Source organism: Litoreibacter meonggei, assembly GCF_003663885.1.
Taxonomy (GTDB): Bacteria; Pseudomonadota; Alphaproteobacteria; order Rhodobacterales; family Rhodobacteraceae; genus Litoreibacter; species Litoreibacter meonggei.
Genome location: NZ_RCCE01000002.1, coordinates 81,013 through 101,386 on the forward strand (window position 1 = coordinate 81,013; position 20,374 = coordinate 101,386).

At 56.7% G+C, this 20,374-nt stretch carries 14 protein-coding genes; 5 read left to right on the forward strand and 9 right to left on the reverse strand.

Annotated elements, in window-relative coordinates; translation table 11 throughout:
- The first annotated feature begins 3 nt into the window (after positions 1–3).
- Positions 4–2,214, forward strand: coding sequence for a hybrid sensor histidine kinase/response regulator (locus BCF46_RS05130; RefSeq protein ID WP_121022443.1), 2,211 nt, complete (start codon positions 4–6; stop codon positions 2,212–2,214).
- Between the two features lie 17 nt (positions 2,215–2,231).
- Here the strand turns inward: BCF46_RS05130 and iolB are convergent, their stop codons facing one another.
- The 3 genes from iolB to BCF46_RS05145 form a co-directional block, all read right to left on the reverse strand.
- Positions 2,232–3,038, reverse strand: coding sequence for a 5-deoxy-glucuronate isomerase (iolB, locus tag BCF46_RS05135; RefSeq protein ID WP_121022445.1), 807 nt, complete (start codon positions 3,036–3,038; stop codon positions 2,232–2,234).
- 62 nt (positions 3,039–3,100) lie between these two features.
- On the reverse strand, positions 3,101–6,835 hold the full coding sequence (locus tag BCF46_RS05140; RefSeq protein ID WP_121022446.1) for a translocation/assembly module TamB domain-containing protein: 3,735 nt from the start codon (positions 6,833–6,835) through the stop codon (positions 3,101–3,103).
- A complete protein-coding gene (locus BCF46_RS05145) occupies positions 6,835–8,640 on the reverse strand; it encodes an autotransporter assembly complex protein TamA (protein WP_121022448.1) in 1,806 nt (601 codons plus the stop codon). The genes BCF46_RS05140 and BCF46_RS05145 overlap by 1 nt, the downstream gene beginning before the upstream one ends.
- Before the next feature lie 276 nt (positions 8,641–8,916).
- Between BCF46_RS05145 and BCF46_RS05150 the strand changes: the two genes are divergently transcribed.
- Positions 8,917–10,419, forward strand: coding sequence for a malonate--CoA ligase (locus tag BCF46_RS05150; protein ID WP_121022450.1), 1,503 nt, complete (start codon positions 8,917–8,919; stop codon positions 10,417–10,419).
- 116 nt (positions 10,420–10,535) lie between these two features.
- Here the strand turns inward: BCF46_RS05150 and BCF46_RS05155 are convergent, their stop codons facing one another.
- The 3 genes from BCF46_RS05155 to BCF46_RS05165 are packed head-to-tail and all read right to left on the reverse strand — an operon-like array spanning position 10,536 to position 12,936.
- Positions 10,536–11,441 (reverse strand): ribokinase, encoded by a 906-nt coding sequence (locus BCF46_RS05155; protein ID WP_121022452.1) that lies wholly within the window; start codon positions 11,439–11,441, stop codon positions 10,536–10,538.
- Positions 11,442–11,444: 3 nt separating this feature from the next.
- The gene (locus tag BCF46_RS05160; RefSeq protein ID WP_121022454.1) at positions 11,445–11,891 is read right to left on the reverse strand and encodes an RbsD/FucU family protein; all 447 of its coding nucleotides are present in this window, start codon (positions 11,889–11,891) and stop codon (positions 11,445–11,447) included.
- Positions 11,892–11,901: 10 nt separating this feature from the next.
- The gene (locus tag BCF46_RS05165) at positions 11,902–12,936 is read right to left on the reverse strand and encodes an ABC transporter ATP-binding protein (protein WP_121022456.1); all 1,035 of its coding nucleotides are present in this window, start codon (positions 12,934–12,936) and stop codon (positions 11,902–11,904) included.
- 217 nt (positions 12,937–13,153) lie between these two features.
- Here BCF46_RS05165 and BCF46_RS05170 point away from each other — a divergent pair, with 217 nt between their 5' ends.
- The 3 genes from BCF46_RS05170 (at position 13,154) to BCF46_RS05180 (ending at position 16,920) form a co-directional block, all read left to right on the forward strand.
- Positions 13,154–14,779, forward strand: a complete 1,626-nt coding sequence (locus tag BCF46_RS05170; protein ID WP_121022458.1) for an extracellular solute-binding protein — start codon at positions 13,154–13,156, stop codon at positions 14,777–14,779.
- 126 nt (positions 14,780–14,905) lie between these two features.
- Positions 14,906–16,009 (forward strand): carbohydrate ABC transporter permease, encoded by a 1,104-nt coding sequence (locus tag BCF46_RS05175; RefSeq protein ID WP_211332776.1) that lies wholly within the window; start codon positions 14,906–14,908, stop codon positions 16,007–16,009.
- A complete protein-coding gene (locus BCF46_RS05180; RefSeq protein ID WP_121022462.1) occupies positions 16,006–16,920 on the forward strand; it encodes a carbohydrate ABC transporter permease in 915 nt (304 codons plus the stop codon). Before BCF46_RS05175 ends, BCF46_RS05180 begins: the two co-directional genes overlap by 4 nt.
- Here BCF46_RS05180 and BCF46_RS05185 read toward each other — a convergent pair.
- The 3 genes from BCF46_RS05185 to BCF46_RS05195 are packed head-to-tail and all read right to left on the reverse strand — an operon-like array spanning position 16,913 to position 20,291.
- Positions 16,913–18,400, reverse strand: a complete 1,488-nt coding sequence (locus BCF46_RS05185) for an FGGY-family carbohydrate kinase (RefSeq protein WP_121022464.1) — start codon at positions 18,398–18,400, stop codon at positions 16,913–16,915. The two genes, BCF46_RS05180 and BCF46_RS05185, sit on opposite strands and share 8 nt — an antisense overlap.
- Entirely contained in the window at positions 18,400–19,494 is a 1,095-nt protein-coding gene (locus tag BCF46_RS05190) for a M42 family metallopeptidase (protein WP_121022466.1), read from the reverse strand. Before BCF46_RS05190 ends, BCF46_RS05185 begins: the two co-directional genes overlap by 1 nt.
- Positions 19,491–20,291 carry a BtpA/SgcQ family protein gene (locus BCF46_RS05195; RefSeq protein ID WP_121022468.1) on the reverse strand — a complete coding sequence of 267 codons (801 nt, stop codon included), beginning with the start codon at positions 20,289–20,291 and terminating at the stop codon, positions 19,491–19,493. The genes BCF46_RS05190 and BCF46_RS05195 overlap by 4 nt, the downstream gene beginning before the upstream one ends.
- Between the last annotated feature and the right edge of the window lie 83 nt (positions 20,292–20,374).

Sequence of the window (20,374 nt, forward strand, 5' to 3'; positions counted from 1 at the left end):
CACATGTCCTTGATTAATCCGGCCGATTCAGTCGAACGCCAGAACGAAAAACTGCTGCAGATTGCCCAATCCTTGATGCGTCGCGTGGAGCAAAAGAACGAGCAATCCGGTCTCGCCTACCAACAGTTTGAACGCGCCGCATTGCTGGAAACCCAAGTGCGCGAGCGGACGCGGGAATTGGAACGCACACTAGATTTGTTGCAAGATTCGAACGCCCGCCTCGAAGTCGCGAATTTTGAGACGGAAACGGCACGCTCCAACCTGACTGAGGCGCTTGAAACGATCAACGAGGGGTTTGCGCTGTTTGACACGAACGACCGGTTGGTTCTGTCTAACAGCCGGTTTTGCCGCGATCTTGTGGATGTTGAAGCCCGCCTCGTCGAGGGTCTGTCCTTCCGGGACTATGTCTCGCTGATTTCTGGAAGCCGTTTTCTTGCGCTGCCCGAAGATATCCAGCCTACCGATTGGGCCACGCAACGTATGCAGCGTCACGGCGACGAACATGTGGTGTTCAACGTCCGCCTCCTGTGGGACCGCTGGTTGCAGGTCAGTGAGCATCGCACGTCGCGTGGTGGCACTGTCATCTTGCAAACCGATGTGACCGACATCATCAGGATGGAGCGCCAAGAGCGCGACAAGATGCGCGATCAGCAAGCCAAGATGTTGCAAGCCACTCTGGATCATCTCAATCAGGGTGTTTGCATTTTTGACCACAACCAACTTCTTGTCGGGTGGAACAAGAAGATGGACGGAATGCTCGCCCCGCCCCGCAGACGCGCCGCGATTGGCATGGAGTTTGCCACGCTACTGGACCGGTTGCGCGATGATCTGATCTTTCACGACGGATTTGATGCCGAACACCTGAGCATGTGGGCTGATCGCTCAATCAGACGTCGTCCGATGGCCTTTGAAGTGAGCCGCGCCAGTGGTCAAATATTCAACGTCTTTGCACAAGAGATGCCCGACCGCGGCTTTGTGATCAGCTTCACAGATGTCTCTGCCGAACGCGAAACCGCGCGCGCACTCTACGAAATGAACGAGTTTCTGGAGCGGCGCGTGCAAGACCGGACGCAAGAGTTGGGTGTAGCCCTTGAAGAAGCTGAACGCGCGAACGCTTCCAAAAGCCGCTTTGTCGCGGCGGCAAGCCATGACCTGCTGCAACCGCTATCGGCGGCGAAGCTCTTCATTTCGTCATTGCCGGACAAAGTCGACAGCCCCGATGCCCTTGAGGTCATAGCCAAAACCGAGACCGCCTTGATAGGGGCCGAACAAATCATCGAAGCCCTGCTCGACATCTCCAAGCTCGACGCAGGAAAAGCCGTGTTCAATGTTCAGCAACTTGGCCTGTCGCGGATATTCGGACCGTTGCGCGATGAGTTGTCACCGCTGGCGGCGAAGAAAGGCATCGAACTGCGTATAGTGGATAGTGACCTGACGGTTCGAAGCGATCCCGGCTATCTGCGGCGGATCATCCAAAACCTCGTGTCCAACGCCATCCGTTACACCGATCAAGGCCGGGTATTGCTGGGTGTTCGCCGTGTCGGAAACTGCGCGAAGATTGAAGTCTGGGACACAGGGCGGGGCATTCCGGAAAGCGATCAGCGCACCATCTTTCAGGAGTTCCACCGGTTGGACGCAGTCAGTTCAGAGGCAGGACTTGGATTGGGTTTGGCTATTGTGGAACGCGCCTGCAAGGGGCTGGAGCACGAATTGAACCTCTGGTCACAACCCGATATCGGCAGTTGTTTTTCGGTCATCGTTCCCCTTGATGACGCCGAGAACACCCACCCAGCGCAGCAAATACCAACGTCGCGTCACGGCAAGAAAAACCTTCATGGCTTACTGTTGATGTTGGTCGAAAACGATCCACAACTCGCAACCGCTATGACGATGATGATCGAAGGTCACGGAGCATCGGTCATCCATGCCCACAGTGCCGAGGAGGCCATTGCGCTGCTTCAAGAGATTGAGTTGGTGCCTGATGCGATGCTCTTGGATTACCATTTAGGATCGGGGCAAACAGGCACCGAATTTTACGAGGCGATGTCAAATATCTACCCCGAAATCCCCACGGCCATCGTTTCCGCAAACCGCTCGAAAGAGCTGAAAGATACCTGCAAACGCCTTTCGCTGCGCCTCTTGGAAAAGCCAATCAACACGGACAGCTTGCAGGGCTTTCTCGATCAAATCCCGTTGGCACAATACGTGGACTAACTAACCTTTCGAGACCCTTAAGCGTCGCGTTCCATGATCCACTCGACCTCCGGTGCCGCAACGAAGCGCCACTTGCGTAAGGGTCCCGCCATCACGTTTAGGTAATACATCTCGAACCCGTATGGTGCGCCGCAAGGATGATGGCCGCGTGGAACCAGAACCACATCCCCATCCGCCACGGCCATGGTTTCGTTCAGCTGCCCGTCATCGGTATAGACGCGCTGGATGCCAAACCCGTCAGCGGGGTCGAGACGGTGATAATAGGTCTCTTCAAGATAGGTGATCCGCGGATAGTCATCTTCGTCATGGCGGTGGCTAGGATAGGACGACCAGTGCCCGGCTGGTGTGAATACTTCGGTCACCAGCAAACTATCCGCGTAATCCTCGTTCTCCATCGCAATGTTGTTGATGTGGCGCGTATTGGTGCCTTTGCCACGCTCGGTTAGGGTAATTCCATCCGGCCCGATCCGGCGTGCCTCGTGCCCACCACGTCCGGGCGCGTTACAAACAGCGATGGTGCAATCGGTCTCAGCAACGACCGCCCACTCGGAGCCGTTGGGCAGATAGAGGCAATGTGGTGGCGTCTTCTCGAACACGTTCATCCGGTCGCCCAGAACACCCCAATCCTGCCCCGCCCCTTGTATGGCGGCCTTGCCTTCGACCATGACGAGTATGACTTCTCGATCGCCTGTGGCCTCTGACGCACTTTCCCCGGCGCGCAGCCGGTATAGAGAGAACCCCACATAGCGCCATCCCGCCGTTTCAGGCGTAATCTCGTGAACCTTGCCGTGTGTTCCAAATGGTTTGCGCTGAAGGTCTGCCATATTAGTGGTCTTTCCATTGTTGAGTTGCTTGGATCACACGTTAAACGCCGACAAACCTCGACCTAGTAATCCCTTTCGAAGAACACGCCGATCCCCGTATCGCCATCGCTACTTAGTCGACCGCGGACGGTCACGGATGGACTCACTTCAAGGTTTAGATTTATCTGGCTTTCACCGTCACTTTTGACCGTGACATCCGTATACACGTTATCCGAAATGTATTTGCCAGCCTTGGCTTGTGTATTGCCGTCTGCATCTATCCCGATATCCAGGTCATCCACGCCAAGGTTTTCGCGTAGATCTTCGGTCAGGCTGGTGCCTCCGCGTCCGGAGAGCGTTCGCACAGCGAGGGCCAGTTGCACCGCCTGAAACGCTGAAATCTGGGTTGCCTCACGCCCGAACAGTAGCAAAGACAGGGCCTCTTCCTCAGGCAATTCCGGCGACGAGATCACGGTAAGTTCCGGCTCTGACGCCAAGCCTTCCAGCAGCAATCCGACAGTCACGTCCTCAACTTCGGAATTCGCAGCAAAACGGATCACAGGGTCGAAGCCCCCGCGCATCCGTACAGATCCTTCGGTCAACACCAGCCGCCGTCCTAAAAGGTCAAGGCGTCCACGGATCAAATCAAAGCCGCCAACAGGACTCACATCATTTGTGGTTCCAGTGAGCCGCAACGTGCCGCCCAGCTCTGCATCAAGCCCTCGTCCCCGTACAAACAAGCGGCTCGGAACACGCAAGGTCAGATCCAGCGGGAATCCTGGCAACGTCGCGTTACCTGCCTTACCTTCTTGTTCCAAGCCCGCGAATCGCAACGTGCGACGGACGCCTTGCGTAGGGTTCAGGTGGCGTAACCCTTCCAGTGCGGAATAGGATGGGCCAATCTGCGGAATTCTAATTTCTGCGGTCTCAACATCAATGACCCCACCGATCGTCGCGCCACCAAGCAACGGCCCGTTAACAGTTAAGCGCCCCCCGAGAGTGGTTTCAAATAGAGACGCATCGCGCAAAGTAAGACCCAGCAGTTCGCTGCTCAACCGGGCTGAGTATGGCGAGGCCAAAGACACAGGGCCGGTCAGGGTTATTTTACCGCCGGTGGACAGGTTGGCGTTGAATGATAATTGTGCTCGTCCGCCCGCCAATTGCGCCTGCCCATTGATCTGGTTGAGCGAAACTCTCTGTGAAGGAATAGACAAACGCCCCTCCGAAACCGCGAGTTGCCCAGAGACAGACTGCAATGTCGGCGGCCCGTTCACCTGAAGATCAAAGCGCGTGAGCCCCGTCAAATTTTGCCCCTTCAAACGGGCATTGACCAACGCCAGCGGCGCGGTTCCGTTCAACGCAACCGCGACCGTTGAAAAATCCTCTGCGACACGGCCATTTGCTGTTGCAGCGACGCCGCCCGGCCCTTGGCCTGACGCATCGACCACCCAGAACGCTTGCTGTTTTACAGCTGTGCCTGATAGTTTGGCGGCTCCGGGGAAGTCCGGGACAACCACACCTAAGTTGGCCACGGCAATCTGGTAGTTCAGCTGCCCGTTTTGTGGCCCGAAGTTACCGTCCACTTTTGCATTCAGGCCCGAACCGTCCAAGGCTAGCCTTCGGATGCTCACCATGCCGCCAGCATCGCGTGCGGCTGACAAGTCAAACCGTGTGGTCCCACGCAGCAGCGGCTCCAGCGTCGGCTGCCCGAACGTGACCGACACAGTTTTGCCGTCGGCCGTCACATCAAAACTACCTTTCGTGACGTCGGCTTTGCCCTCGGCACTGACTTCCGCTGCGCCTGACAAGCTACGACCCGCAATTTGTGAAAAGACCGACAAGCGCTCTACAGTCGCATCTACGGACCCATCAACTAGTGGCTTCGCGTCTGCGAAGCCACTCACCGTGCCACGATAACGCGCTTGGGTAACACCGGGCAACGCGGCGTCGGCTGCGATAGTCCAAATGTCACCGTTCTGGCGTGCCTCTACCGTAAGCTCTGCTGCCCCGCTAAGATCCGGCAAGGATTTTGAAACATCCGGCAACTTAACGCGAAGCGCGACAACACTCCCGTCAGAACGCAGGGTGGCTGATGCCTCGATACTTGCCTGATCGGTTGCAACGCGCACTGGGTCAGCACGCACCCCGTTTTCGTCGCGTCGCAGCCCTAGAGTTAACGCCCCCTCGCCCAACAGAAGGGGGTCGAGCTGTGGAATTCCCGTCGCAAGGCTACGGGTCGTTCCGTCAAATCCAAGATCTAGAATGCCGGTCAAGGGCTCCACCGAGCCGGTGATCGCCAAATCCGCTTTGCCAGATAAATCTATGCCCGCGAGATCAGCAAAGCGGGACAAGTCCTGCGCTGCCAATTGCAACTCAGGCGTCACCGTGATCGCTTCAATATTGTTGGAAACATCAACAACCAAATCACCGCTCAAGCCGTAGTTACTTCCCGAAAGATCGATGTCGCGTAAACTAAGGTCGCCGCCTTGCGCCCAATCAAAAAACAATCCGCCACGCACCCGTTCTCCCACAGCGCGCGCAAGGGCCGCATCTTGTAGTGCTATGCCCTCGGCCTCAATCTCCAACTCGCCGTCAACGCTTTCGCTAGCCCGTCCAATTGTGCCCGCAGCGTTGAATTGCGCCAACTGCAACCGCTGCCCCGCTTGTTCCAAACCAACGACGCGCCCCATAACTTGCCACGCCTCGCCAGCCTCGGCGTCGAAACTCCCGAAAAGTTCCGCTCGTTCAATCGACGTGTCCGGCCCTGAGATTGGCAATACAACTGTGTCGCCCTGTGGTGGCACGATGGCACCATCCAGTTTCAATTTACGCGGCCAGCCGTCCGCACCAATCTCGGCGGATCCCTCAATCTGCAGTGCTGCGGTATTAAGGTTTAGGTTGTTAAGTTTGATGCCGCCGTCGACAGACCGGCCCCCAAGGGCGATCAGCCGAACGTCATTGCCAAGGAATTCGGCGAATTCCGGCACGAACACGGGTGCCACATCTCCTTTCAAATCTACGGCAAAACCAGTCCCGCCCTCGGCATCGGACTTGACCTCCACAAGCCCTTGCAGGCGATCCTGTCCGCCAGTTGCAAGAAGTATGTTCGCCCGAAAATCACTGATAGGGTCGTCGCCCTGCACGGTCAGCGCGATTGACGGACGATCCGGCACGTTCAACAGATTGACAGCAATCCCGTCCGCCGGTTCCGTCAGGTTCAAATCCAGCGAAAGCTCCCGTGTGGTGTTGTCGAATTCTGCGGCGAAGCTAAACTGACCCTCTTGGTCAATGCGCTCAAGCTTGAGGATGGCCGAACCCGCGCCGTTTTCCAACGTGGCGTTCCCGGACACAGAGACTTTTGCGGCTTCGCCAAAAACAGCAGCCTCCACCGTCACCGTTTGAATATCCAGACTGTCGACATTGACCGACACCGGAAGTTCGGGCAACGAGAAGGCCCCCCTCGCTTCGGGATTGGGTAGAGCCGTCTCAGAACTGACTGGTTGTCGAAGCAATTCGATTGTCTCAACCGATATTTCGTCAATCTCAATCCGCCCACGCAGCAGGGCCGAGCGGCTCCAGACTAAGGCCAATCCGTCCGCACTGAGCCAAACCCCTTCGGTGTCGGCGACAGTCACACGGTTTACGGTGGCGCGCGCACTTAATCCACCGGCGAACCCCTCAAGAGTCACTTTTCCGCCGGGTGTTGAGAGCGCATCTTCAAGCAGGCCCTGAATAAAGCCTCGATCACTTTCACCCTGCTGAGCGAGAGCAGCCAATGGAGAAATCACCAACAACAGGCAGAGGGCTAGAACACGCATCAAAACGCCTGCCCTATTCCAACGTAAATCTGGACTCCGCTTCCAGTATCGCCCGCTACAGGAGCAGCCACATCGAGCCGGATCGGGCCAACTGGCGTTTTATAGCGCAGGCCCAACCCGGCACCTGCATGCCAATCGCCGTTGCTGAAGCCGTCAGCACCGATGTAACCCGCATCTAGAAATGCGACCAACCCTATGGTGTCGGTCAAGGAATGACGCACTTCACCGGAGAGCCCGGCAAAAGACCGCCCGCCCAGTGTCGAGCCTGCGACTGTGGCACCAAGGGATTGATAAGGTTGCCCCCTTACCGTGCCTCCACCACCAGAATAAAACAAGAAATCAGGCGGCGCATCGGCGGCGGTCGGGCCGAGCAAGGAGCCCAGTTGAAAACGGCCCGCAAGCACAGTCTGCTTGGCCCCGCCAACGGCATGGTATCCTCGGGCATCAAGGGTCAGATGAGCGCCGGTCTGACCCTGAACCGTCTCGTAGAATGGTGTCACCTCCCCCTTGAGGTAGAGGCCTTTTGTTGCGTCCAACCGATCATCGCGCGCGTCATAGGTCAGTGCCATGGGCAGGCTAAGCAGTTGCAAAGTCCGCTCGGTATTTGGGGTAGCGTAAAGGTCGGTGACGCGTGAATAGCTATAACCAATGCCAAGCTCGAACGTCAGCCGCTCGCCGAACTCATGCGACGCCCCGACGGTCAACTCGATCTTCTTTTCGAGGTAATCCTCTTCGTCCGTGTAATACGTGCCGAACTCTGTAAAAAACAAAGTGTCGGGCCCGTAAACGGCGGGCTTCTCAAGCCGGAACGACAGTGAATAATCCACCCCGCTCGCCCCCCCGCCAATCTGCGCAATCTCGCTATCGACACGAAGAGTCTCGGCCCCGCCAAAGATATTTCGGTGCAGCCAGTAGCCGGATACCGTCAACCCATCCAGACTGGACAGCTCAAGCCCTCCACCTATCCGGCGCGGCTTGCGGTCGACGACGTTGATCTGCATATCCAGCGTGCCGTCGCTCTGGACTTCATCGGCTTCGGTGACTTGCACCGATTTGAACGTGCCAACCTTGCGCAAGCGAGCCGCAGCCTTCTTGACCACGTCGGGATCAAACACCTTTCCGCTTGGCAAGCCTGCAATCGCGCGAACGCGTTTCACGCGAACGGCACTGTCACCAGTGACAATGGTTGTGCCAAACTTGGCGCGTGGTCCGGGCGCGATGTCCACATCAACATCGAGCTGTGCTGTGCCATGGCGTGCAAGAACGGATTGATCTGTAATCTTCGCCTTGGCATGCCCAACGCCGCGCCAGTCCTCAACCGCTTCTTTGGCAGTGGTTCGGACGACATCCGCAAGAGCTGGCGCGCCTGTTCGAAATCCTGACTCCAGTGGGCTGGCATCTACAAGCGGCCCGATCTCCGTTTTGCCAAACCGGAACGGGCGTCCGGGTTCGACCAATATTTGCACCATGTCAACGCGAGCCGGTTCTCGGAAAGGATCAATGAGTGCCGCCTCCCGTCCGTCTACAAGTACGCTCACAACTGACGAATAATAACCTTTAGAATACAGCACTTCGACAAGTTGGGCATATTCCGACCGCGCCGCAGTGAGCACGTCCCCAGCGGTCGCGTCAGCATCCCCTTGCAGGCTCTTAAGCACCGAGCTTGACTGCAAGCTATTTTGCAGTTCGGCGTCTGCACGGCCGATCAACCGCACCTCAACGCTTTCAAGCGCGTTGGCACATACCGGAAGCGATACTCCTAGTATCCCAATCGTCATGCGGCGAATTATATTATGAATATTCATCTACGAGGCACCCTACCCCCAAACCTATCCGAGGCGCTCACGCTCCGCTATCGCATAAGCGCATCTCAGCACCAATTCGCGCACAATTTTGACAAGCCGCCTGACGCACTGCGCGGGTTTTGACACCAAGACCCGTTAGCCCGCAGACCTGTCCTTTACTTAGTATGGTTTTAGGGGACGTCCACCGGAGTATCCACCCGTAGCAGTTGTGGCCTCGCGTTCTGTGCATACGATGTTTACAGCAACGCTTGTGACGAACCTTAAGGAACCGACATCATGACAAATATCCTTTATGATGCACTCATTGCCCACCATGCTGCGAACGACAATCCGTTCTTAGACTGCGACGACAGCACAAAGTTGACCTACGCAGAATTCGTCCGCCGTGTTGCACAATTGGCCAATGTTCTCAAAGATTCAGGCGTTGCCCCTGGGGACCGTGTTGTTGCGCAGGTGCCCAAGGTTGCAGATACCGTCGCGCTCTATGGCGCAGCGCTACAGGCTGGTGCCGTATACCTGCCGCTGAACACAGCTTATACGCAGGCCGAGCTTTCGTATTTCCTTGAAGACGCAGCACCGCGCCTTGTCGTATGTGACAGTAAAGATAAAGCCGCACTGACGAAGATCAGCGCCAGCCTTGGGGCCAAGGTTTTAACACTTGGATCAGGTGACGCGGGCAGCCTATCAATAGCAGCCGACAGCGCATCCGACCAATTCGAGACCGTTCCCCGTGGCCCTGATGATCTTGCGGCCCTGCTTTACACGTCTGGCACCACTGGACGCTCAAAAGGAGCAATGTTGTCGCATAAGAACCTGCTGTCGAATGCGCACTCCCTGACAAAGCTCTGGGAAATCACCGATAGCGACCGGCTAATCCACGCTCTGCCGATCTTTCACACCCACGGGCTGTTTGTTGCGATGAACACCTGCCTGCTGGCGGGCGCGGAGATACGCTTCATGGCCGCGTTCAATCAAGACGCGGTTATCGAAGCGCTTCCAAACTCCACAATTCTGATGGGCGTGCCGACATTCTACACACGCCTGTTAGATGATCCGCGACTGACCAAAGGCATTTGCGCAAACATGAGACTTTTCGTGTCCGGTTCTGCCCCGTTGTTTGCCGAAACGCACACCGCGTTCTTTGAGCAAACCGGACATCGCATCCTCGAGCGGTATGGGATGACCGAGACGAACATGATCACCTCGAACCCGTATCGAGGCGAGCGCATTGAAGGCACTGTCGGTTATGCCCTGCCCGGAACAGAGGTTGAAATCACGGACCCCGACACCGGTTTGATGGTGCCTGTAGGCGACATAGGTATGATCGAGGTGCGCGGCGATAACGTTTTCAAAGGCTATTGGAACATGCCTGAAAAAACCGCCGAGGAACTGCGCGACACTGGTTTTTTCATCACCGGAGATTTGGGCGTGAAGTCAGAAGACGGGCGGGTCAGCATTGTGGGCCGTCAGAAAGATCTCATCATTTCGGGCGGCTACAACATCTACCCCAAGGAAATTGAAGACGCGCTAAACGATATCGACGGAGTGCTAGAAAGCGCGGTGTTTGGCGTGCCCAATTCCGATTTCGGAGAAAGCGTGGTCGCGGCCATCATCCTTGAACAAGGGGGCTCGCTGAATGAACGGGAAATTGCGCAGATAGTCGAGCCACTGTTGGCGCGGTATAAGCACCCGCGCCGCTACGTCACGCTCGACGCATTGCCGCGCAACACCATGGGCAAAGTGCAAAAGAACATACTGCGAGAAAAATACAGCGTCTGAGCCCGGTTTTCGACATGAGAAACCAGGCCGAGTGAGCATTCAAATGGAACTTGGGAAGTTTCCATTAGAGCCTCACGACGGTATTTTCAGCCATCAAAGCGGTTGGCCCAGAGGTGCTATTTGAGCAGTGCGTCGACGACCTCACGGGATGGCATGGCCGGAGCAGTACCCGCCTTGGTGACGGATAGGCCTGCCGTTGCGCAGCCATATCGGGCGGCCTCTAGAGGCGACAATCCTTCGGAAATTGCCGCCGCGAACCCACCGTTGAAGGCATCGCCTGCCCCAGTGGTTTCCACGACCGGACCCGCGTTCACGGCAGGCACAAGGCCGTGGCCGTCTAAATACGCTCCCTGCTCGCCCATAGTAATGATCGGGGTTCTAACGCCAAGCGCGCGCAAAGCGTCACAGGCTTTTGCGGCATCAGCTTCTGTGTGCACGGCAACTCCCGTCATGGACTCGCACTCAGTCTCGTTCGGCGTGACGAAATCGCAAAGCGCAAGCATCCCATCCGGCAACTCTGCCGCAGGCGCGGGGTTGAGAATGGTGGTCACACCGGCTGCCCGCGCGAGTTCCAATCCGCGAACGGCGGCAGCCATGGGCTGCTCTAGCTGAGTGACGAAAACGTCCGCGCTCGCAATCAATTCGGCTTCTGCCTCAATATCGGCGACGCTGATCAGCGCCGCAGCACCGGGGGTTATGATAATGGCATTGTCGCCACTGCTTTCTTCGATAAAGATATACGCCGCACCGGTATAGCTCTCACTGACTTGCTGCGCATGCGGGATCACGCCTGCCTCCGCCCATGTGTCCAGCGCAAGCTTGGCAAAATCATCCAGCCCTAGCTTGGAGATCATATGTGTCTCGGCGCCCATTCGCGCGCAGGCGACGGCTTGATTGGAGCCTTTGCCACCAGGACCGAGAGCGAAAGAGCTTCCCATGATAGTTTCACCCATCTTTGGCATACGATCCGCGCGGTAGGCGGTATCGGCGACGAAAACGCCCAAAATGACGACCTTACCCATATTTTACACCTCGTCCGGGGGCACGACACCCTTGCGCAGGGCGAAGCAGCCGTAGAAACGCCGCTCGCCTGTTTGGATCACTGCATAGGCCTGTTTCGCGCGATCATAGAAAGCGAAGCGTTCGATGCTCATCATGGTGGGGCCGCTGGCAGCGGATACCTCGGCCTGCACTTCCTGCATGACAGGTAGGATGGTGTCCGGCTCGTCCACCACCTCCATCCGAGCGGCGGCGTCTTCGACAAAGGTGTCGATTGGGTAGAGCGAAAGGACCGCCTTAACGACTTCAGCGGCACGGCGGTCGATCCTGAGCACTTCACCCAAGACAGTGTCTCGTGCGACGCTGTCGGACGGAAAGTTCGTATCGGCAATTATCAAATCATCACCATGTCCCATCGCCCGCAATGCATAAAGCACGTCGGCGTTTAGAATTGGATCAATGCCTTTGAGCATGTCAGTCTCCTTAAAGTCGCGCGCCGGTTTCGGCACCGAAGATGTGGATATGATCGGGATCGGGTTTGAGGTGGATAGTCTGCCCAGCCGCAAAGGCATGACGTTCACGAAACACCGCCGTAACATCCTGCCCTTCGAAGCTTAGGAATACCATGGTTTCGGCACCGGTAGGCTCGACGACTTTGACCTGCATTGGCAGGCCATCGTCAGACAGAATCAGGTGTTCCGGTCGCACGCCGAGCTTGACCTTCCCGGTCCCGCTGGGCCCAGCAAAGAGCTGGTCCGCGACCTTCACCTTGCCATTCGATAAATCACCCGAAAGAAGGTTCATAGATGGCGCGCCGATGAAGGTCGCAACAAATTCATTCGTGGGATTGTCGTAAAGCTCCAATGGCGTGCCCACCTGCTCGATATTCCCGCCCTGCATCACAACGATCCGGTCGGCGAGCGTCATGGCCTCAATCTGGTCGTGGGTCACGAAGACCGTGGTAGTTTTCAAGCGTTGGTGCAATTCCTTGATCTCGGTGCGCATTTGAATGCGCAGTTTGGCGTCGAGGTTGGACAGCGGCTCGTCGAATAAAAACACCTGTGGGTCGCGGACGATGGCCCGCCCCATGGCGACCCGTTGGCGTTGCCCGCCGGAGAGATGGCGCGGTTTTCGGTCGAGATATTCTGTTAAGCTCAAAATCTCCGCTGCTTCGGTCACCCGGCGATCAATCTCTGCCTTGTCGGCCTTGGCGACCTTCAGCGCGAAACCCATATTTTCGGCCACAGATTTGTGCGGGTACAGAGCATAGGTTTGAAAAACCATCGCGATATCGCGCTCGGAAGGCGGCAGGTTGTTCACCACCCGATCACCGATCGAGATCGTTCCACCGTTGATCGGTTCCAACCCAGCGATCATGCGCAAAAGCGTGGATTTACCGCAGCCGGACGGACCAACGAGCGCGAGAAACTCGCCGTCATAAATGTCGATGTTCAGCCCACGGATCACCTCCACGGCGCCGTAGGATTTGCGAATTTCGTGGATTTTAACGTCTGCCATTCAATAGCTTCCCCCGCCCTCGAGCCTTGATGCTAGACAATGCCCTTTGAGCTGTCCACGCCCATGATGCCGCTTTAGTTGACTTGGGGTAAATTTGGATCATACTAAATTTTCAGTGGGGGATCGTTAAGCGCAGCATCTTCAAAAAGCGAAGAAATTTCTGAGTTTGCCATTTTCACACGCAATACCAACAAGATGTTTTTCTGGGAGGATTCACGTGAAAGTTGAACTGTATAATTACATAAAAGCTGCGCAGAAAATGAACCGGCGTCAGGTTCTGAAGGGCTCTGCCGCCTTAGGTGCCGTTGCGATGATGCCGAAAACCGCACTGGCTGATGGTCATGCGAACGTGCGCGCTGAAATTCTGAAAATTCCGGGTGTGGGCGCAGGTTCGCCAACCGATAGTGACTGGCAAAAAGTCGGAGAGATGTGCCTTGGCGCCACCAAAGGCAATGTCGCCGAAGGTGAGTTCGAGGGCGTTGAGCTGACCTTCATGGGTCTGAACAACCAGAACCTGCACAACTTCTTGTTCCGTGGATTCCTGAAGCCTTGGGAAGCCTACACAGGGGCCAAGATCAACTGGATCGACCTTGCTCAAGCCGACTATAACGCCCGTCTGCAACAATCTATTGCCACCGGCACTGTCGATTTCGACATCATAGAAATGGGTGCCCCGTTTGAAGGCGATGTGCTTGGCAAAGGGCTGGCCTCCGAAATGCCGGACTGGGTCAAAGAGCAAATCGACATGGACGATTATGTGGATTACCTCAAAGAACCTGTGGGCACCTGGGACGGCAAAACTTACCGTGTTTCGATCGACGGCGACTGCCACAGTTTTGCGTATCGCAAGGATTACTTCGGCGCTGACGGCATCGGTGGAGCAGAAGTTCCGACCACGTGGCAAGAGATCAACCAAGTCTCGAAAGATCTGGTTGGCAAGGAAGACCCGCTTACAGGTCTGCCCGCGCATGGTTACCTTGATCCGCTAAAGGGCTGGGGAGGCTTTGGCTTCTACTTCCTTGAAAACCGCGCATCCGCCTACGCCAAGCACCCCAACAGCCCTGCTTGGCTGTTTGAGCCGGAAACCATGAAACCAATGGTCAACAACCCGGCATGGGTTCAGGCCATCCAAGACGTCATGGACCTTATCGAGGCGGGCGCATACCCCACGGACCAGATCAACGCCGACCCAGGCACGACCGCATTCCAGCAGTTCCTTGCAGGCACCGGCTCAATGCTGATGTGGTGGGGCGACGTGGGCTCCAGTGCACGCACATCGGACACCTCTGTCGTTGGCGACGTGGTAGGCTTTGGCATCAACCCTGCGTCCGATCGCGTCTACAACGCGCAAGCCGGCGCGTGGGAAGAGACCCGGAACGAAGCCCCCAATATGGCCTATATCGGTTGGGGCGTTTACGTCATGGCCACAGTAGAGGGTGACGAGAAGAAGAAGAAGGCCGCATGGTCTGCGGCCGCCCATCTGGGTGGCAAAGACCTGTCGCTTTGGGCGTCCGCATACCCATCGGGCTTCCAGCCCTACCGCAACTCTCACTTCCAGTACGACGAGTGGGAAGAAGCGGGCTACGACCGCGCCTATGTCGAAGACTATCTCGGCTCTAACGCGGACAGCTACAATCACCCGAACGCGGCAATCGAGCCGCGGATTCCGGGCATCTTCCAATACTATTCGGTAGCGGAGGATGAGTTGGCCAAAGGCTATGCCGGCCAATACGGCTCCGCTCAGGAAACCGCGGACGCGATTGCGGCGGCTTGGGAGAAGATCACGGACCAGATCGGGCGGGACAGCCAGATTGCCGTCTATAAGGCGTCACTTGGAATGTAGTGGCCGATAAATGAAAATTGGTTGGGCGGTGCCACAAGCGCCGCCCGACTTCGCCGCACTCAACACTCCGAGGACGCACTTGCCTTCTTTTGTTGCCCCCCACTGTCATCCCGCTAGTGTCATATTATGAATACAGAAGGTGATCTTCTTCACACTGTCACGGCTGATAACATCTCGGATAACCGCAGGCGTGTGGGCAAAGTAATGGTGTGGGGCACCGCGTTGCTTTGTGCGGCGCTCGCACTGTGGCAAATGGCCTATGAGATGGATCGCGTTGCCCGCGGTTTCGAGACATGGCGTCCGGTTTTATACGCCTACATGCTTTGGGCGACTGCACTTTGTGCCGCGCAGGTTATTGTGAACGGTGAGAAGGGCAAGCGCACCCTGTTCGTGCTACCAGCTGCATTGTTCGTCATCAGCCTTGTTGTCTTTCCCCTGCTCTTCGCGCTCTACATTTCTTTCACCGACTGGAACCTTGCCTCCCCCAACGGGCCACAGCCCAATGGTACAGACAATCTGGTCGAGATGTGGAATGACGGCTTTTACTGGAACGCGCTGAAAAACATGGTCTATTATGTGCTGGCCGTGAGCGTGGAATACGTGATCGCCTTTGGTCTCGCCCTCCTGCTCAACGCACAAATCCGCGCCCGCAAGTTCTTCCGCGTCGTGTTTCTTTTGCCGCTGATGCTCAGTCCCGTGGCCGTGTCGTGGATGATCGGCAAGTCAATGCTAGAGGTCCGCTTCGGCCCCATCTCGCGCATGATCCGGGAGCTTGGCGGTGAGCCGAGCTTTTTCGGCACGCCGGAAACGGCGCGTTTTATGATTATGGCGATGGATGCGTGGACGTTTATTCCGTTCATGATGATCATGCTTTTGGCCGGTCTTCAGGCACTGCCCCGCGAAGTCATCGAGGCCTCGAAGGTGGACGGCGCGACGGGATGGCAAAGCTTCAAGGAAGTCATTTTCCCGTTGATGCTGCCGGTCTCTGTCACTGCCATTGTGATCCGTATCATCTTCAAACTGAAGCTGGCTGATGTGATTATCAATGTCACATCAGGTGGTCCGGGGGGCGCTACTGACAGCGTCACCAGCTTCATCTTCCGAGAGTATCGCGACCGCTCCAACGTGGGCTACGGGACGCTTTTAGCCATGGTCTACCTGGTGCTGATCGTGATCTTCGTCACGCTACTTTTGAAACTGGTCAGCCGATGGATGGAGCGCCCCGCATGAGTGCGATCTTCAAAGATCACGACGCTGACCGCCGAGTGAACACCAAATGGTGGGCCAGCCGCATCGCTATCTACGCCGCACTCTTGATATGGACCGTGATCTGTCTGTTTCCGATTTTCTGGACGATCACGACCTCGTTCAAACTCGCCCCCGACGTGATGAAGGGCAACTTGGTCCCTTGGTGGGACTTCACGCCAAGGTGGAAAGGCTGGGAATCCATCGGACTATCGCCCCGCTTGTTTGGCGAGGTCTCCACCGTTCGTGAGGAATTCCTCAAACGGTTCTGGAACAGCACAATCATCTCAATCTCATCGTCATTTCTGGCCGTTGTTTTAGGGTCATTGGCGGCTTACGGGCTGTCGCGATTTAACTATCGGTTCGGGTTTATGAAAAACTCCGACATCTCGTTCTTTTTCCTTAGCCAGATGATCTTGCCGCCAGTTGTGTTGGCACTGCCCTTCCTCGTGCTTTATAAATCCTTGGCGCTGCTAGACAGCCGGATCGGCTTGATCCTGCTCTACACACTGATGGTGCTGCCCATCGTGATCTGGATCATGCGCGACCAATTCCAAGGCATCCCCATAGAACTGGAAGAGGCGGCACTTGTGGACGGCTTGGGCATCTGGGGTGCGTTCATGCAGATCGTTTTGCCCATCGCCCTGCCCGGCATGGTCGCCGCGTTTATCCTGTCACTGGTGCTTTGCTGGAACGAGTATTTCTTTGCGGCGCTACTGACCGCCACGAATGCGACGACCCTACCCGTCATGGTCGCGTCGCAAACGGGCTCCCAGGGGATCAACTGGTGGTCCATGGCAGCATTGTCCTCCGCCGCAATCCTGCCGCTCGTGGTAGTAGCTATCTTCCTTGAGAAATACATCATCAAAGGCATGGCCGCTGGCGCGGTTAAGTAAGCTCCGAGGCGATGTCCTTGGTCTGCTCATACAGCCTGCGGAACAGGCCGTGGGCTTTGTCATAGGTGGCGTTGGGGCGCGCCGTTATCGTCTGCGCCACCGGGTTCCATTTTGAAATATCATCCCGCTGCACCAGTCCAACAGCCAAGGCGGCGAGAAACGCGTCGCCGTAACTTGCACCGGTGGTCTTTTCACACACGATCTGGTCGATACCGGTAATGTCGGATGTGGCTTGCAACCACAGTTCATTCTGTGTCCCGCCCCCGACAGCAAGCAACCGTTTCGGGGACTGGCCCAGTTCGGCAAAAGTATCGGTCACATGGCGCGTACCGTGGGCGATCCCCTCGATCAACGCGCGATACATGTCGCCACGTGTGTGGGTGAGGTTTAACCCGAAGATCGCGCCTTTTGCATGCACGTTATGGATCGGCGTACGCTCACCTGAAAAATACGGCAGCATTAGCAATCCGTTGGCCCCGGGCGGCGACATAGCAGCCTCTTGCGCCAAGGCAGGAAAGGCATTTTCGACCTCGAGATCGCGCGCCATCTGATCCCGAAACCAATGTGTTAGCGTACCAGAGGTCGCCAGCCCGGCCATGGACGCATGTTCGCCTTCAAATAACCAAGGCGCATACCATATGCGCGGATCCGATACCTGCGATTGCGCCCGTAGAATGATGAAAATAGTCGAGCCATACATCATCATCATGTCACCCGGTTGATCGACACCGACCGAGAATGCCTCTGCCGCAGCGTCGATGGTGCCCGCTGTTACGGGCGTCCCCTCGGCAAGCCCGGTTTGGCGTGCGGCAGTTCGCGTGATATGGCCTGCGATCTCGTTCGACCACATCAAGCGTGGAAACTTATCCAACGACATGATGTCATCCGCCAGATCATCGTTCCAAGACTGCGTTGCGATGTCATAGAGCGGGGAAAAATTGGCGGCCGTGTAGTGATCGATGACCACTTCGCCCGTTAACCGTTGCACAAGAAAACTGGTGGACGTCAAAATATGTGCTGTTTGCGCGTATATCTTCGGGCGATGCCGTTTGAGCCACAGGATTTTCGGCCCGACCGATTGGGACGTCAATGCGTTGCCACAGCGCGCAATGATGGTCTCTTCACCAATGCGGGCTGTCAGCTCGCGCACCTCGGTGTCGGCGCGCCCATCGACACCGTACAGAACACCATTCATCAACGGTGTGCCATCCGCATCAACGGGCAGCATGCAGGGACCAATTGCGCTGCATGCCACCGCTTTAATCTCGTTGCTATCGACACCGCTGTTGTTCAGCAACGCCTTGCAGACATAGACAAAGTCGCCCCACCAATCCTCTTCGGGGCGGTGCTCGGCCCAACCGGGTTGCGGCACCAACATCTTATGACTTCGGGCCGCTTGCGCAATGATCGCACCACTCACATCAACCAAAACCCCTTTGGTCTCGTAGGTGCCAATATCGATGCCAAGCGTGTAGGCCATCAGGTGTAGTCATCCCGATCCAGCGAAAAATCCACCCCAATGCGGCTGATCGCGGCGTTCAGTAGTTCGGTCAAGGAAACAAGATCGCACAGATCGCACAACTCTCTCGCAGAATGCGAATACCTCATCGGGAATCCCATATCTATCGAGGCCACCCCTTCGCCTACGAGTTGCACGTAGGACAAGTCCGTCAACACGCCAACCTGCGCGCTGCGTTGCAAGGGGATGTCTTGCGCCACCGCTGCTGTTTCGAACAGATGGACCATCGCAGGGTGAGGAATAACACCGTTCAGTGTGCCACGCCCGTGAAACGAATACAGGCTCATCCCCGGACCACCACCCAGCACCATGTCCCCCCGCGCCGCCATATCCGGGGTATCGGTGGCAAGCATCAGATCAAGCTGTATGGCGATGGCCGGTTGCAGTTTTTGCGCCAACGGCTGCGCGCCGCGCAAATTAAACTCCTCAAGCACGGTAAAGGCCAGATGAACCGGCGGGCCATCTTTTCGATCCTTCAACTGTCGCGCCATTTCCAGCAGCACAGCACACCCAGCGCGGTCATCGACGCTGGTGCCAACAATCCGGTCATTCCCCAACTGCGCGGCATGCGGCGCATATACAACGGGCGTGCCGATGCGGATGCCGGCGGCCTCCACCTCGGCTGCAGAAGACAAACCAGTATCAACATAAAGATCGGCGTAAGGCGTAACTTGGTACTTTTCCGAGGGCGCGGTCGTATGGTGGCTTTTGTTCGCAATCACCCCTGCAACATCTCGCCCCTCGCCGATGCAGATCAATACCTCTTGGGCTGCGAGTGCGCGCTCCGGCACACCGCCCAGCCGCTCCAACCGGATCAAGCCATCGGCTTCAATCCGACGCACGATGAACCCCAACTGGTCCATGTGGGTGAACAGCATAACGCCAGGCCCCTCACCCGGGAAATTGGCAACCAGATTACCAAGTCGATCCGAGGTGCTTTCAACACCCATCTCGTTTAGTCGATCGCGCAAGGCACGCCGTACGCGGTCCTCATGGCCCGACAATCCCGGGACCATCATCAGGTCCATCAAATCGCGTTTGATCCGGTTCTTCATGTACGCATCTCACGTACCCGCGCCATGAAGTCTTTCGCACGATCTGGGTCGATCGCATTCCATGTATCACCATCGACCTTGAGAGATGACCCGACAATACAGCCGTCTGCAATGGTCAGAACATCTGCGACTGTTTCGTGCTTCACGCCTGTGTTTGCCATCACTGCGATATCCGGCAAGACAGCTTTAACGGCCTCGAGGTCCGACAATGCCGCGGCCTCACCCGTGATCTGACCCGACACCAGCACGGCGTCGGGGATGGAAGAAAACACCGCACTTCGGGCACGGTCAGGCAAAGATCGCTGATCGAGCGAATGGGCAAACTCGGCAGAAATGTTATACAACATTGCCATATCGGACCGCCCCAGCCTGTCGCGATACCGCATGGCCTTACCTGCATCCGGCGTCCACGGCCCCATGTCGGACGCATAGGTGCCGGTAAATATCTCCCGCACAAAGGAGGCGCCTGTGGCTGCGCCCAAGGCAATGCTCGACATCGGGTCCCAAAGTACATTGACGCCAAAAGGTATGGTAATCTCGGATTTTAGCGCTCCGATAATTGCGGCCATAGTCGCCGTGGAGGCTGTGTCGACCTCGAATTCATAGGGCCGGTCATTCTCATTGCCAAACATCACCGCGTCGAAGCCTGCGTCTTGCAACGCAAGAAGGTCAGCCCGCGCAGCCGCCACCAAGTCAAGGGATGGGTCAAAAAGCGGCGCACCCGGTAAGGCACCGATATGAACCATGCCAATCACTGGTTTGTTCTTCCCAAACACCCGTCTGAATTTTTCTGTCATTGTACGTACTCCCCCACCAAGACTATGCTCGGCAACCTGTTCACGCAAAGAGAAACTAGGCTATAGTCCTGCGTTAAACGGAG